General features: G+C 35.2%; 11 protein-coding genes. 3 read left to right on the top strand and 8 right to left on the bottom strand.

Annotated features, from left to right (window positions below; translation table 11 throughout):
• The 3 genes from IPJ83_13740 to IPJ83_13730 all read right to left on the bottom strand — a co-directional run bounded on the left by IPJ83_13740 (position 1) and on the right by IPJ83_13730 (position 3,998).
• Positions 1 to 1,770, bottom strand: coding sequence for a hypothetical protein (locus IPJ83_13740; protein ID MBK7881607.1), 1,770 nt, complete (start codon positions 1,768 to 1,770; stop codon positions 1 to 3).
• Positions 1,771 to 1,892: 122 nt separating this feature from the next.
• Positions 1,893 to 3,071, bottom strand: coding sequence for an acetyl-CoA C-acyltransferase (locus tag IPJ83_13735; protein ID MBK7881606.1), 1,179 nt, complete (start codon positions 3,069 to 3,071; stop codon positions 1,893 to 1,895).
• A 114-nt stretch (positions 3,072 to 3,185) separates the two neighbouring features.
• Positions 3,186 to 3,998 carry an MOSC domain-containing protein gene (locus IPJ83_13730; protein ID MBK7881605.1) on the bottom strand — a complete coding sequence of 271 codons (813 nt, stop codon included), beginning with the start codon at positions 3,996 to 3,998 and terminating at the stop codon, positions 3,186 to 3,188.
• A 369-nt stretch (positions 3,999 to 4,367) separates the two neighbouring features.
• Here IPJ83_13730 and IPJ83_13725 point away from each other — a divergent pair, with 369 nt between their 5' ends.
• The 3 genes from IPJ83_13725 to typA all read left to right on the top strand — a co-directional run bounded on the left by IPJ83_13725 (position 4,368) and on the right by typA (position 9,578).
• Positions 4,368 to 6,437, top strand: a complete 2,070-nt coding sequence (locus tag IPJ83_13725) for a tungsten formylmethanofuran dehydrogenase (protein ID MBK7881604.1) — start codon at positions 4,368 to 4,370, stop codon at positions 6,435 to 6,437.
• 7 nt (positions 6,438 to 6,444) lie between these two features.
• Complete coding sequence (locus IPJ83_13720; protein MBK7881603.1) at positions 6,445 to 7,338, top strand: sterol desaturase family protein; 894 nt, start codon at positions 6,445 to 6,447, stop codon at positions 7,336 to 7,338.
• Between the two features lie 425 nt (positions 7,339 to 7,763).
• Positions 7,764 to 9,578: a translational GTPase TypA gene (gene typA, locus IPJ83_13715; GenBank protein ID MBK7881602.1), complete on the top strand. Its 1,815-nt coding sequence runs from the start codon at positions 7,764 to 7,766 to the stop codon at positions 9,576 to 9,578.
• Positions 9,579 to 9,602: 24 nt separating this feature from the next.
• Here typA and IPJ83_13710 read toward each other — a convergent pair whose 3' ends face one another.
• From IPJ83_13710 to IPJ83_13690, 5 genes are all read right to left on the bottom strand, one after another.
• Complete coding sequence (locus IPJ83_13710; GenBank protein ID MBK7881601.1) at positions 9,603 to 10,370, bottom strand: class I SAM-dependent methyltransferase; 768 nt, start codon at positions 10,368 to 10,370, stop codon at positions 9,603 to 9,605.
• 1 nt (position 10,371) lies between these two features.
• A complete protein-coding gene (locus IPJ83_13705; GenBank protein MBK7881600.1) occupies positions 10,372 to 11,265 on the bottom strand; it encodes a class I SAM-dependent methyltransferase in 894 nt (297 codons plus the stop codon).
• Positions 11,266 to 11,360: 95 nt separating this feature from the next.
• Positions 11,361 to 13,148 carry an OmpA family protein gene (locus tag IPJ83_13700; protein ID MBK7881599.1) on the bottom strand — a complete coding sequence of 596 codons (1,788 nt, stop codon included), beginning with the start codon at positions 13,146 to 13,148 and terminating at the stop codon, positions 11,361 to 11,363.
• A gap of 116 nt (positions 13,149 to 13,264) precedes the next feature.
• Complete coding sequence (locus IPJ83_13695; GenBank protein ID MBK7881598.1) at positions 13,265 to 13,645, bottom strand: LysM peptidoglycan-binding domain-containing protein; 381 nt, start codon at positions 13,643 to 13,645, stop codon at positions 13,265 to 13,267.
• 228 nt (positions 13,646 to 13,873) lie between these two features.
• Positions 13,874 to 15,460: a L,D-transpeptidase family protein gene (locus tag IPJ83_13690; GenBank protein ID MBK7881597.1), complete on the bottom strand. Its 1,587-nt coding sequence runs from the start codon at positions 15,458 to 15,460 to the stop codon at positions 13,874 to 13,876.
• Positions 15,461 to 15,559: the final 99 nt, after the last annotated feature.

Below are 15,559 nucleotides of genomic sequence, written 5' to 3'. Positions count from 1 at the left end.
TCAATCAATCAAAACCTTAAAACATTCCGCACCAATAGTTGTGCCAAGTTGTATGAAATAAATTGAAGGCGGGGTGTTTTGTGCATCCATTAATTCTTGTTTGAAGTTGCTATCAGCAGGACTAAGATTTCCACTTCTGACAACTTCACCATTCATGTTGATGATTTTATAAGTTATTGCATCCTGCAAAATTTGATTGGCTACAAAGTAAATTTTCTTTGCTTGTCTTTCATAATAAACAAAATGCTCTTGATTAGTTGGGTTATATATACTTATGGTATTAAAAAATTCATATTGCCTATCGTAATCAGTTTGTTTCAATCGGTAATAGTTAATTCCTTTGATTGGATTGACATCCAGATGTTTATAAGCTACCACTGAAGTGGAATTCTTGCTTCCTTTAACAATCGCAATTTCCTCAAAATTTCTTCCATCAGAAGATCTTTCAATTGTAAAAAATGCATTGTTTCTTTCTGATGCTGTTTCCCAACGCAATTCAATATAATCGTTAATGAATTCACCTTCAAAATTTATTAAGCTTATAGGTGCAGGAGGAATAGGATAGGTGTAATTCAAGCATTCAATATCCAAATTTTGGATGGCGATACAACATGTCGGATTCATATTTGCTGTACCATTTCCACTGATGTGGCCAATTCCAAGAGAATGAGTCAATTCATGCGTTACCATTCTTTTGTATTGGGTGGCTGTAAGACAAGCGCCCGTTGAATCATTAACTATGACATACCCATAAGCACCGCTCCACCAGGATGTGCCATCAAAGCTATGCATTCCAGATCCATACAATCCGCCTACAGCTAAAATTCCTGAACAACTATTTAGATCGGCAATTTCATCACAAGGGTCATTATATATGACCAATGCATTTCTGCTGGTGCCATAAGTATTTAATATATAGGAAATAAAATTTCCACCAGCAGCAGATCCTGTTGAACAATCGGGAATATATCCATGCGTATTTCCATTTGCCAAATTAATGCCTGTGTAATTATTGTTAAGATCAACCAATGCATTTTGTACTTGAGTGTTTGCTCCTCCAAAGTAGTTGTCTCCTATTGAATCATATCTAACAGGTAATGCAGTGCCTTTAAATCCTGTCCATCTGAATCTAATTCCATTGGCAACAAGGAAGGTGCAATGTGCCGGAGCGGCCCGATCATTAATTCTAAAGTCTTCTATCTTGTAAGTTGTGTTTATTGCAGCTTCATTCCAACTACTTTTTCTGTTTAGAAAAGAGGTCATCATTCTGATTAAGGCTTCTTTAGGATAAACTTTTAGAGGAGTAAAGCTTCTTTTTTCTGCAATTTGAAAATCGCTGGACTCCTCAATTGGTACTAAATAATAATTTTCATTCTTTTTATTAGTTTCAAAAACTCCCCATGCCATCATTTGTAATCTCCAGCCTTGAGGTCCATTGTCTAAAAAAACTAAGTATTCGTGTCCAATCGTAAATTCAGGTTCTCCAAAAACAAAAAAATCCATTTCCTTAGCCTGATAGCTTAAAGAATGAAGTAAAATATTTTGTTCTTGTCTAAGAGGGCCCTTTATGCATTCTGAGACTTGTAGTTCATATTGATTGAAAGTTTTTTCGCCAACTTGTTTTTGTCCACTGGATAAACAAGTAACCAGAACCACGGCATCTGCATTATTTGCTAAAATCCCCAAGTTTTCAGGGGGAATTATGGTTGTTGCTGAAAGTATAGTTGCAGTAAATAAGAAAAATAAAACACGATTGAAAGCAATAAACATATTTACCATATTATTGACAAATACATCACCAAATCATGATTTTTTTAAATATGAAGGTGAGGTTAATTTGACTCTGCAAAAGCCGAGCCAAATTCATATATAGGAAATTGTTTATATATTAATTACACTTTTTCAATGATTAAGGCTGAGCCCCCGCCTCCTCCATTACAAATTGCCGCCAATCCAAAACGTGCATTATTTTGATGTAAAATTTGGCTTAAACCAGAAACTATACGCGCACCTGAAGCACCTAAAGGGTGACCTAATGAAATCGCACCTCCATTGACATTGAGTTTACTTTGATCCACGCCAATTACTTGCGCGAAAACCAATGGAACTACAGAAAAAGCCTCATTTACCTCCCAAAAATCTATCTCTTGTGTTTTCAATCCGGCCCTTTTAATGGCAAGCGGTGCTACAATAGTTGGGGTGGAGGCGAATAATCTAGGAGCTTGTTCTGCATCGGCATAGGACACAATTCTTGCAATCGGGGTTAAATTAAATTCTTTAACTTTTTCTCCGCTCATGAGGACCAATGCCGCTGCGCCATCATTCATTGTAGAAGCATTTGCTGCGGTGACAGTTCCGTTTGGTGTAAAAACCGGTTTAAGTCCGGGGATTTTACTAAAATCTACCTTCCTGAATTCTTCATCTTCTTCCATGATAATGGGTTCTCCTTTTTTCTGTGGTATTGCCACAGGGGCAATTTCAGCTTTAAAGCGACCTTCTCTGGTCGCATCAGCAGATCTTTTGTAAGATTGAATTGCGTATTCATCTTGGGCTTCTCTGGAAATCCCATATTGTGCCGCGGTTTCATCGCCACATACGCCCATGGCTATATTGTCATAAATATCAACTAGTCCATCTTTTTGTAAACCATCTATCAACTCCCCTGAGCCGTACTTTAAACCCCATCTCGCCTGCGGTAAATAATATGGGATATTACTCATGCTTTCCATCCCCCCTGCAACAATAATGTCGGCTTGTCCCAGTTGTATGCTTTGACTTGCAAGCATGATGGACTTCATTCCCGAAGCACAAACTTTGTTGATTGTCGTACAATTTGTATGATTTGAAAGACCACCCCACAAGGCAGCTTGCCTGGATGGCGCCTGTCCCAGATTGGAAGAAACAACATTGCCAAAATAGACTTCCTCAACGAGCGATGGATCAATTCCGGATTTTGCAATTGCTGCCTTAATAGCTAAAGCACCCAATTTTGTGGCACTGAACCCAGCCAAAGAACCTCCAAAAGATCCTATTGGGGTTCTTGCGATAGAAACGATAAAAACTTCTTTCATGATTTAATGCTTTGTAATTGTGCAAGTTATAAGAAGGAGCTTTTCACTGACAACTTGCATATATATTATTAATGTCTGATCACTTGAATTGTTCTGCAAAGGAATAAAAATTCCTTAAAATTCAAGGATTAACTCATCACTTATTGAAATTAAATGAACACCTTTTCCAGCTTCTCTTCTGGGAATGGCATATATCCCAAAATAAACCTCATTTCCAAATTTTCTAATTGTGGATAAGGTCCTCAATGGTTCTTTTCCAAATTTTGAAGTGTTTGGTTTTAAATTTGTCATAATACATCGGCTACATTTTTTTATTACATCAAAACTCAAATTTCCGATTTTAAATCCTTTAAGTTTATCTTCTTCAAAGGGAGGTAGACCTGAAATAAGTAAGTTTGATCTAAATTGTTTTGGGTCTATTTGAGTATTCCCGATAACTTCAACTTGCTTTATTGAATTAAGATTTACTAAGTGAATGGGATATCCATCCGAAAAGTTAATTGGAAAATTAAATTCCCAAGAATTACTTTTTCTAATTCTGGATCGTTTTTGAATTTTCACAAGTATGACTTCTTTACACAAGTAATCGCTTAACCAAGCTGAACTATCTTTAAAACCTGTTTGCGCTAGACATTCTTGACCCCAAATATTTACCTCAATGATTTTATCTGATTCTTGATTTGCATTTATTTGAAAACCGGACGATTTGTCGTTTGGATTAAAAATATAAAAACCCTCATCACAGGATACAATTCCTAATTGATTTAACTGAGGCATTTCTCTTTGTGTTAAGAAAGTTCCATCTGGCGTTACAATCATCCATTCCCGATCATACTTAAAGCCTTCAGAAATAATTGGATGGGTATTGCATTCCAATCCACTTACTGATTTAATAGGAAAAATTGTAATTTTTTCTAGCTTGACCATGATGAGCAAAATTAGATTATTATCTCTGCTAATTTTAACGAATGTGATTTTGAATATTGGATTTTTGATTTACTGTTTTTAACATTTTTTTTAAATTATTGGATGATTCAGATGATTCTCAATAATTATATTTCCTAAATTTATTTTAAGGGAGTTGGATGAATGTAATATTAAGTTAAGTTAGAAGGCACCCTAAGGCTTCCGGATCTGTTAGTTATTTTCATTTTTTAATCTAAAAACCTAAACCTCAACCTAAGATTATATAAAAATGATATTGTCTTCAGAATAATCAGTATGACCTGCTATTTTGAATTGAGTTACGACAATTCCCATCTTTTTTAGCAACTTTGCTAACGAATTGAATGATTTATGGCATTAGAGTTAAAAGGGACAAAACACGAGTTGTTGCAAGAGGCATTTCGATTAATGACTACTGCTAAAGTCCTGACGGATATTTACGAAACCAATTTTAAGTTTGTCTCCAAATATGTTCATGCTACCTCTAGAGGACATGAGGCGATTCAGATTGCTTTGGGAATGCAATTACAACCACAGGACTTTCTCTCTGCATATTACCGCGATGATAGTCTTTTGTTGGCAATCGGAATGAGGCCCTATGAGCTTATGCTTCAATTAATGGCAAAACGCGCAGATCCATTTTCTGGTGGTAGAACATACTATTCTCACCCAAGCTTGAAGGATCCGGACAAACCAAAGATTCCCCACCAATCCTCAGCAACAGGGATGCAGGCTATACCTACAACAGGGATTGCGCTAGGGATGCAATACAGAGAAATTACAGGTTTAGCCGAAGGATCTGGAGAAAAGCCAATAGTTGTTTGTTCATTAGGAGATGCATGTATTACTGAAGGTGAGGTTTCAGAGGCTTTTCATATGGCTGCTCTTAAACAACTTCCGATACTTTACTTAGTACAAGATAATGAATGGGACATTTCAGCACATAGCCGAGAAATTCGAATGGGCAATGCATTTGATTATGCCAAGGGATTTCCCGGTCTGGAAGCAATAAGTATTGATGGAACTGATTTTGAATTGTGTTATAATACTATTGAATCAGTACTTCAAATAATCAGAAAAGAAAGAAGGCCTTTCCTGATACATGCCAAAGTCCCATTATTAAATCACCACACTTCAGGAGTAAGGAAAGAATGGTATAGGGATGATTTAGAATTACAATCTTTGAGAGACCCTTATCCTAAATTAAAAAATTTTTTACTAAATAGTGGGTTTAAATCATCCGAGCTTGAAGAAATTGAAACTTCTGCCTATCAGGTGGCGATGGATGACTTTAATCTCGCAAAATCAGCAGAAGATCCATATCCATCTGACCTCTATCTGCATGATTTCGCACCAACGCCTATTGTTGAAGAACAAGGAAACAGAATTCCTTTGAACGGTACTGAAAAGGTGATGGTGGATTGTGCCCTATTTGCCATAGATGAACTAATGCGAAAACATCAGGAATGTTTACTCTATGGACAAGATGTTGGAAGGAGATTGGGTGGGGTTTTCAGGGAAGCTGCGACCCTAGCAGAAAAATTTGGAGATCATAGAGTATTCAATACACCTATTCAGGAAGCATTTATTGTCGGTAGTACGGTAGGAATGTCTGCCATAGGGTTGAAACCAATTGTTGAAGTACAATTTGCTGATTATATATGGCCTGGACTTAACCAATTGTTTACCGAGGTGGCAAGATCTTGTTATCTGACTAATGGAAAATACCCTGTGAGTATGATTTTGAGAGTTCCAATAGGTGCCTATGGAAGCGGAGGGCCTTATCATTCCTCTAGTGTTGAATCTGTTGTTTGTAATATCAAGGGCATCAAAATAGTTTATCCTTCCAACGGAGCCGACCTCAAAGGATTGATAAAAGGGGCTTATTATGACCCAAATCCGGTCGTTATTTTTGAGCATAAGGGATTGTATTGGTCAAAAGTTCCCGGGACTGATGCAGCAAAATGCATTATGCCAGATGAAGACTACATCTTGCCTTTGGGCAAGGGTAAATTAGTCCTGGAAGCTAACGAGGAATTGAAAAAAAGAGAACCTGTTGTTTGCATAATAACATATGGCATGGGGGTTCATTGGGCACTTAATGCAGCAAAAAATTTCCCTGGGCTAATCTCCATTGTAGATTTACGAACATTGGTTCCACTGGATGAAGAATTAATCTACAATCAGGTAAAATTACATCATCGTTGTTTGGTATTGACAGAGGAAACTTTGGAAAATAGTTTCGCCCAAAGTTTGGCAGGGAGAATTTCTGATCATTGTTTTGAGTTTTTGGATGCTCCGGTTAAAATGATTGGAGCAAAAAACTTACCCGCAATTCCATTAAATTCTGCTTTGGAAATGGAGATGCTTCCTAATCCTGAAATTATTTCTAAAAGTTTGGAATTTTTATTGAAATATTAAACTCAAGATGGAAAGTTTTATTGAAATCATAAAAAATTCTTATACGGGATATTGGAATTATCTAAAAAATGAGATTTTTTTCCAATCTTCAGGACTCCCGTGGTTTGAAAATTATTTCTATGGATTATTGTTGATCTCATTAATAATATGGATAATTGAAATACTTTTTCCATGGAGAAAGCATCAACGAATATTTAGAAAAGACTTTTTTCTAGATGCTTTTTATATGTTTTTTAATTTTTTCCTGTTTTCATTGATTGCTTATAATGCATTATCCAATTTATTTGTTGACCTTTTCAATAAGTGTTTGGGAAGTTTTGGAATAACAAACCTGGTGGCTATTGAATTGGGGCAACTACCATGGTGGAGTCAGTTTCTTATCCAGTTTGTCCTGGCTGATTTTATCCAATGGAATGTCCACAGAATGTTACATCGTTTTCCTTCACTTTGGGAATTTCATAAAATTCATCACAGCGTCGAGCAAATGGGATTTGCAGCGCATTTGAGATTTCATTTTATGGAAACTATTATCTATAAATCCATACAATATTTACCTTTAGCCATGTTGGGCTTTGGCATAAAAGACTTTTTTATAGTTCATATGATTGCTTTGTTGATCGGCCATATCAACCATGCCAATATAAATATCAACTACGGACCATTTAAATACATTCTGAACAATCCTGTAATGCACATATGGCATCATGCAAAAAAATTACCTGAAGGCATTTATGGAGTTAATTATGGAATAAGTCTAAGCTTATGGGACTATTTGTTTAAAACTGCATATATACCATCGGATGGTAGAAACGCAGAGTTAGGATTTGAAAATTCTGAAAATTACCCAAATGGATTTATTGCTCAAATGATTCAACCATTGAAAGGAGATAAAAATGCTTAAAAATAATGGATCGCTAATATTTGCTGTAGTTTTATGTCTTACATTGGGGTTGACGCCTTACTTTCCTGAACCACATATTTATGGGAAAATAAAATGGATTCTGGGAGGAGCAATTGGAATGAAGTACATCGATTGGTTTGATTTTATAATGCATGCACTTCCTTGGTGTTATTTAATTTTTATACAGATAGCTTACATTTTAAAGAGAAAGACTTAAGGAATTCGAACGGTGCTTTTTGTAAAAAACAGCGAAAGCAAAGTGTAGTTAAAGTTTTTCTTGAGTTGAAAATGTTTCATTCTGAATTTAATATTAAGATTATATTAATATATAATCATCAGATTATTATTGTAAATTATTTGTTATTCTGAGATTTTAACACCTTAAGCTGCCGCATTAGTCTTAATTTTGCGATAATTATATTAATATGACTCAGATACGTAACATCGCAATCATCGCGCACGTTGACCATGGTAAGACCACTTTGGTTGATAAAATTCTTCATCAGACAAAACTTTTCAGAGAAAATCAGGAAACTGGCGAATTGATTTTGGATAATAACGAACTAGAGCGTGAGCGGGGTATTACTATTCTGGCAAAGAACGTCTCCGTTAGGTATAAGGATGTCAAAATTAATATCATAGATACGCCAGGTCACGCCGATTTTGGTGGAGAGGTGGAGCGTGTGTTAAACATGGCTGATGGGGTTTTATTGTTGGTAGATGCATTTGAAGGTGCTATGCCTCAAACCAGGTTTGTTTTGCAAAAAGCATTGGCCATGGGTAAAAAGCCCATTGTAGTAATCAATAAAGTAGATAAACCAAATTGTAGGCCGGATGAAGTGCACGATCAAGTTTTTGAATTGTTCTTCAACCTTGATGCCAACGAAGAGCAGCTTGATTTTCCTACAGTATATGGCTCATCAAAGCAAGGATGGATGGGGCCGGATTATAAAAATCCAACCGCTGATATTACTTACCTTTTGGATATGATTATTGAACATATTCCTTCACCTAAGATTGATGTAGGTAGTCTTCAGGTTATGATTTCTTCTCTTGATTATTCATCATTTATTGGCAGAATTGCCATTGGAAGAGTTAAAAGAGGTTCAATTAGAGTAAATCAACCAGTTTCATTAGTCAAGCGCGACGGTTCTATTCTCAAATCCAGGGTTAAAGAGTTGTTTACTTTTGAGGGATTAGGCAAAATTAAAGTAGAAGAAGTTGTCGCCGGCGATATCTGTGGTGTATTTGGAATAGAGAATTTTGAAATTGGAGACACCATTGCAGAATTTGAAAATCCTGAAGGTATGGTTCCTATTCAAGTAGATGAGCCTACGATGTGTATGTTATTCACGATTAACAATTCACCTTTCTTCGGAAAAGAAGGAAAATTTGTTACTTCAAGACACATTAGAGAACGATTGGAAAAAGAGCTAGAGAAAAATTTAGCTATGCGAATGGAAGAAACAGATACTCCGGATGCTTTCCTGGTTTATGGTAGAGGAATATTACATCTCTCGATCCTTATTGAGACCATGAGAAGAGAAGGTTATGAATTACAAGTAGGCCAACCTCGGGTAATTGTAAAAGAAATTGATGGGGTAAAATGTGAGCCAATTGAACTTCTGACCATTGATGTCCCGGAAGCTTTTAGTGGTAAGGTTATAGAATTGATCAGCCAACGTAAAGGGGAAATGACCGTTATGGAACAAAAAGGTGATTTGACGCATATAGAATTTAACATCCCTTCAAGAGGCTTAATTGGTTTAAGAAATATGTTGTTAACAGCCTCGGCTGGAGAAGCGATTATAGCGCATAGATTTAAAGATTTTGAACCTTGGAAAGGTGCGATTCCTTCAAGAGTGATGGGTGTTTTCGTTTCAAAAGAAATGGGAGCTTGCACTGCATATTCAATTGGAAATTTGCAGGATAGGGGATCCTTTTTTATCGACCCGGGAGACCAGATTTATGTCGGACAAGTAATTGGCGAACATATTCGTCCAGGAGATTTGGTAGTAAATGTAATAACCGGTAAAAAGCTTACCAACATGCGTGCTTCCGGAAGTGATGGAACTACACAAATAACACCCAAAAGAAATTTTTCTTTGGAAGAAGCTTTGGAATATATCCAGGAAGATGAATATTTAGAGGCTACACCAAAGTCATTAAGATTAAGAAAGGTTATCCTCGATGAAAATGAAAGAAAGAAAGCATCCAGACAAGTTGAAATGGCTGAATAATTTCTTTTTCAATTTGCTTTAAGCTCATTTAGTTGCTATAAAAAAGAGGTCCAGGCTATCTTCATTTTGGAGACCAACGTAAAAGTCATCAACCTTTATAGAACCGTTTACTTGTGTAATGTTTTTTGCGATCATTTTTCGGTTCATTCTATTGAAAAAATCGTATGGGATTTGCAAAAGTTTTCTTGGTAGTTTATACTGAAGATTAAAAATATCAAATCTGGTTATCTTTTTAATGGATGCTTTGTTTGATTCAATATATTCTAAGACTTTTGTATTCCCAAATGTACCAAGTTTTTCTACTGAATTAAATCCCTGCTTTAATAGTAATTCTTCAAGTTCAGAACCAAGGTATTCCCTTACATGCCAAGGATTCCTGCTTAGAGATTGAATTCGATTTGGGGTAGTTAGAATCGCTTTTCCTCCCTTCTTAAGCACCCTTAATATTTCTTTCACGAATAAAGAATCATCTTCCAGATGTTCTATTACCTGGAAAGATATTACAAAATCAAAGTAATTATCTTCAAAGCCTTTAAAGGGGGGGATTTCCATTTGAAGAAATCTTGCATTGGGGAATTGGGAAAATTCAATATCGCTGGCATATTTATCCACTGTGATAAATTCATTGCACTGTGCTGCTATCAGCTTTACGCCAAGACCACTGCCTGTTCCAATTTCAAGTACCCTTCCGGAAATCCTATTTACAGCCTCATGGTAGGCAAATAAACAGCGCTGATATACGTAATTGTCTGTTTGGTCATGATCAGATACACGTTCTGCAGTTCCTATCATTTTATTTTTTTTTAAAAACATACAAAATTGAACTTGTCCGTTTAATCTTAAACAAGCTCACAATATGAGATATAAGCCCTCTATACAAACCCATGAACACAAAAAAACGATTCTTTTTATAACTTTCGCTCAGTAGTGAAACATAATAGGAATCAAACGGCAAACGGTGCAAAGACACTAATTGAAAACCAACACCTTCCACTAAGTTGGTAATTGTGGAGGTATCAAAATGCCATAGATGTCTGGGAACATCATATCCGGCCCAATAATCTCGATAATGTTCACCATCATTGGATTTGTAATTTGGCACAGCAATAAAGAGATAAGACTCATCTTGGAGAATCTTGTGAATTGCTTTCAAATATTTGTTGGGATCATATATATGTTCCAAAACATGCCACATCGTTGCTATTTCAAACTTATTTTGAATTAGATCATTAAATATATAATCGGGTGAGAAAACATCCAATTTAAATTTTTCAATACAAAATTGTCTGGCCTCAGGACTGCGTTCAATTCCATTTACCCGATAACCATTTCTTTGCATTTCATTCAAGAAGTACCCGGTGCCGCAACCAATATCAATTAGATTTTTAGCTGAAGTAATATTGGAAATTATTTTCCTTTTCCTTCGAAGCATGTATATCCTCACGATATGATACAGATAATTTATTATTCCTTTGTTCGAATTGGAATGAGAAATGTAACGCTCACTTTTATAATAATCACCTGAATTTAATTCTGTTGGTGGATTTTGGGTAAATAATTGATCACATTGAGCGCAACTTGCAAGTTGAAATTGTTCTTGCGAAATTTTATAATCCTTTAACTCTATTCCTTTGATGATCAAATCTGAACCGCAAATTGGACATTTAGTTAAATTCAAATTTGACATATCTAAAATTCTAAAACCATAAATAAAATACAAATATATATGAATTTATCATATATATTTGTTCGAATTCAAGGTCAATCAATATTGTGGATAGTTTATTTTGCCAAACTTATAATCTTCATTTCCACACGTTGGTTCTTTTGCCTGCCGGAAAGGGTTTCGTTCGATGCAATGGGAACGCGTTTTCCATATCCTCTATGTGAAATCTGATCTAAAGGAATACCTTTTTCATACAGGTAATTCGCTACATTTTTGGCCCTTTGAGCGGACAGTTTATCACAATATTCGTGTGGAGGAATCCCGTTTGTGTGTCCACCAATTTCAATTACAATGTCTTTATTTTTTATGAGAAATTCAAAGATTTCATCAATTACAGGGTATGATTCACTAGAAATAATAGCAGAATCAGCGGTAAAATAAAGTTCGTTTATCCTTAATGTTTGGCCAACAGCTAATTTTTCTCTTTCTAGTTCAGGAATTGCCTTTGGAGCTTCTATATAGAGGTTAGATGATTGGAAGCATTGATTTTGGTCATAAATTTTAACCACATGTTTTCCTGCGGATAAATTAGATACGGATAGTCCGGTCCTTCCATTGTCCCAAATAATTCTGTAAGGAGCAGACCCACCTTTTACCTTGATTGTCGCTTTTCCATCTTTTTTGTTGATCTCAGACACCCTTTGTTTAGATAATATTTCAACGTCTATTGGCTCTGGTTCTCGTATCTGAACTGTTGCCACGAATTCCTCGCCTTCCGCATCAGTTACGGTTACAGAATAATTGCCAGCCCCTGCAGAATCGATCTTACTGCCGTAGAATTCAGGTTTATTCCATTGGTAACTGTAGGGAGTTTTTCCCCCACGCGCAATGACTGTAATAGATGCCGATTTTACCCCTGGACATTTTATTTCGCCTTTGGAAAATGCCACCACGGACAACTCTTCAACATCTCCTTCAATGATATCAATTCTGAATAAACCTCTGTCCGCGGTTCCTACCCATAAATCGTCATTCTTATCACATGCTAAGGAGAGGGTTTGTGCAGATACAAATCCGTAATCTTTATCTATCTGAAGACTTTTATCGGTATAAGGATCAAATTTTACGAGAATTTCCGATGCAACATATATCTGCCCTTTGCTATCTGCAACAATTGCTCTTACTGGTCCTGAACTTAATCCTCTTTTAACAGCGGCATCTTGCCATCTGTCTCTACCTTCCTCCTTGTAAATTAACCACATTTTCTTTTCTGCCAAAAGCCAAATTCCTTCTTTTGTTGCAACAGCACCTGTTATTTTATGTTCTTTTTCATAAGCATCCCAGTCATTTTTTTCAATAATAACTACGCCATTATCTGTTCCCACCCAAAGCTTTCCTTCAGGATCAGCAAATAGCATGTTTATTTGATTGGATTTTAGTTTGGAATTACTGGTTTTGTGATGTTGTAAAACTTTACCCTGATCATCTGAAACCCTGAATAAGCCCTGGTCTGTGCCCACCCAAATGTCTCCCTTGTAATAGGTCATACAGCTTATTTTTGCATTGGTTGCTCCAAGTGTGATGGTTTGAGCTTGATCCTCCGTGGTTAATTGTTGTTTTCGGTTACCATACCAGACTAACTCTTTCTTGTCTTCAGTAAGCCCCGTAATGGAATCTGAACTGATTAATTCTGGGTCTGAATCTATACTGATTAGTCTATATAATCCTTTGTCTGTACCTAACCATTTAAAATTCTGTTTATCAATTAAGATCGCCCGTACAGCTTCTCCCGGATCAAGTTTGCTATAATTTTCTACAACGGCATTTGTCTGAGGATTTTGCGCTAGCATGAGTAGAAAAGTTGATAAAAATACTCCTATTAAAAAGATCCTGGTTTGAAGCATTATGTTGAGATTTAGGCAAATAACGATATTTTGGACAATATAATTTTAAAGCTTTAATAAATACAAAAAAAAGGCCTTGGAATTATGCCAAGGCCACATTTTATGTTTAGGATTTTTTATAAATTTGGAATCACAAGTTCCTGTCCAGGGTGAATTAAATCTGGATCTTTAAGGATATTTGTATTTGCTTCAAAAATAGCCTTGTATTTCATTGGGTCTTTGTAATACTTTTTGGCGATTAAACTCAGACTTTCTCCTTTAGCAACAGTATGTTTGGTGTAGTATGCTGTATTACTTACGTTAATATCAGCTATTAAATCACTTGGGTTTTCACCACCTATTGACTTTATCTTATCCCAAATCTGATCTTTTTGGTATTGGGTCGCAGCAACACCACCCATTTTTAAAACGCCATTCTCTTCTTGAACAAATCCGTCCTGGATTCCTAATTCAACACCAAGATCCAAAACTGGCTTATACTTATTCTGTAAACTCATAAAACAATTTTAATTGTGAAATAATGACTGTAGAACAAATTGTTGAATAAAATAGTTCCTTATGAGCGGGTTAAAACTTTAGCTTTTAATTATTAACCATGCTTAAACAAGAATGCTGCAAATATTTTCCTGCAAAAAAACTTAATTATATATAATATTAAGTTTAAATATAGGAAGGATTTCCTTGAAACAGAAAGCAGTAATTATAGAGCAAATACTACAAGTAATTTATTTCACCTTTCCAAAAATTTCCCTTTCAAGCTTTTCATCATGCCTGTATAGATCCTCTCTGGTGTTAAGATTCCCATTGATGTCAACCCAGGCAGTGAAATAGCATATCAAAACCGAAATAGGATGAGGGAGAATGACTTTCATTTCTTTGTCGGAATTGTAAATTTTCTTCAATTCACTAGAATTATAGCTTAATAAATATTCGGCCAACTTAAGAGGTTCTGCCAATCTAACACATCCATGGCTAAATCCTCTTTTTTGCTCAGTAAATAGTGATTTAGCTGGGGTGTCGTGAAGGTATATATTAAAGTTGTTTGGAAAAATGAATTTGATTTTTCCCAATGCATTTTTTGGTCCAGGTTTTTGGCGAATAGTAAAAGGAACATTGTCCTTGTATTTTTTCCAATTAATACTTCTTGAATTTAATACTTCATTCCCGGACAAAACCTCCATTTCATTACGATTAATATAATTTTGGTCCTTTTTTAAAGATGGAAGGATTTCATTTTTAATAATACTTGGAGGTATATTCCAATAGGGATTAAAAACCAGGTATTCCATATTTCCGGCAAAAATATTTGTTGCATGAATGCTTTTGCCAACAACGACTTTCATTTCCCATTGGTATTTTGAAGAATCAAAAACAAAAAGCTTATAGTCAGGGATATTTACAAGAATGAAGCGGTTAGGAATGGTGTCTGTTAACCAGCGCATCCGCTCCATGTTAATAATTATTTTTTTTAAAATGTCATCTGGTGAAATTTGAAGTGTGGATAATGTTATGCTATCCAGCTGACCTGAACCATTAATCCCATGATGTTTTTGATAGCTTTGAATGTAGTTTGAAAATAGGGGACAGTCATATTGATCATAAGAATATTCGTCTAATAATTTTAGATAATTGATTATCGATTTTGGGATTGAGTCTACAGGTAAATTAGAAAATTGTAGTGATTTTATTTCCTCATGTAGTTCTGTAAGTTGAGGAAAAATTGACTTCAAATAGATCAGCTTCGTTCTTAAGCTTTGATAAAATGGATTTATGGGTTCATATTTTGAAAAATCCTTATCTTTTTTAACAATACTTTCTAATAAATGATCATAGTTTTTCTTTCTTCTGGGAATGTACCATTCAAGATCTTTTGGGTTTTTATAAATTCCGGAATATACTTTATGTGCATAATTGAAAAAAGATGTGGTGAGAAAAAATTCTACATTATAGATTTCTTCGGGATGTTTATAAAAGTAATTAGAGTCATGGTTTAGCTTTTCATAAATTTGATCTAATAGGTCTAATTTTATTGTGCTGTCTCCAAGCTGAAGTTTGTATAAATCGACTAAGTTACTAAAGTTAACAGCTGCTTCAGAAATTCCATTTTCTGTAAACCATGCAAATTGATTTTCTCTTCTTTCATAAAAAGACAGGATGTCTTCACAAATATTTGAATCTATATTGAACTTTTCTAAATATGTAACAAATTTACTTCTGTCTATGGTTAAATCTGTAAATTTTGTTGGGGAATATAATGTAGTGTCCTGGATCAGAAATTTTTTGTTGTGTTTATGGACACAAGAAGTATACACCAAAAAATGGCTTGTGAATAATATAAAAACTAAACTTAAAAAAACTTGGCAGAAAACTTTTTCAAGCAAGTATTTAAACATTAGTTTATATCTGGTAAT

This window comes from Candidatus Vicinibacter proximus, from assembly GCA_016713905.1.
Lineage (GTDB): Bacteria > Bacteroidota > Bacteroidia > Chitinophagales > Saprospiraceae > Vicinibacter > Vicinibacter proximus.
The sequence above is the reverse complement of the archived record's forward strand: the minus strand, read 5'-3'. Positions and strand labels throughout refer to the sequence as shown.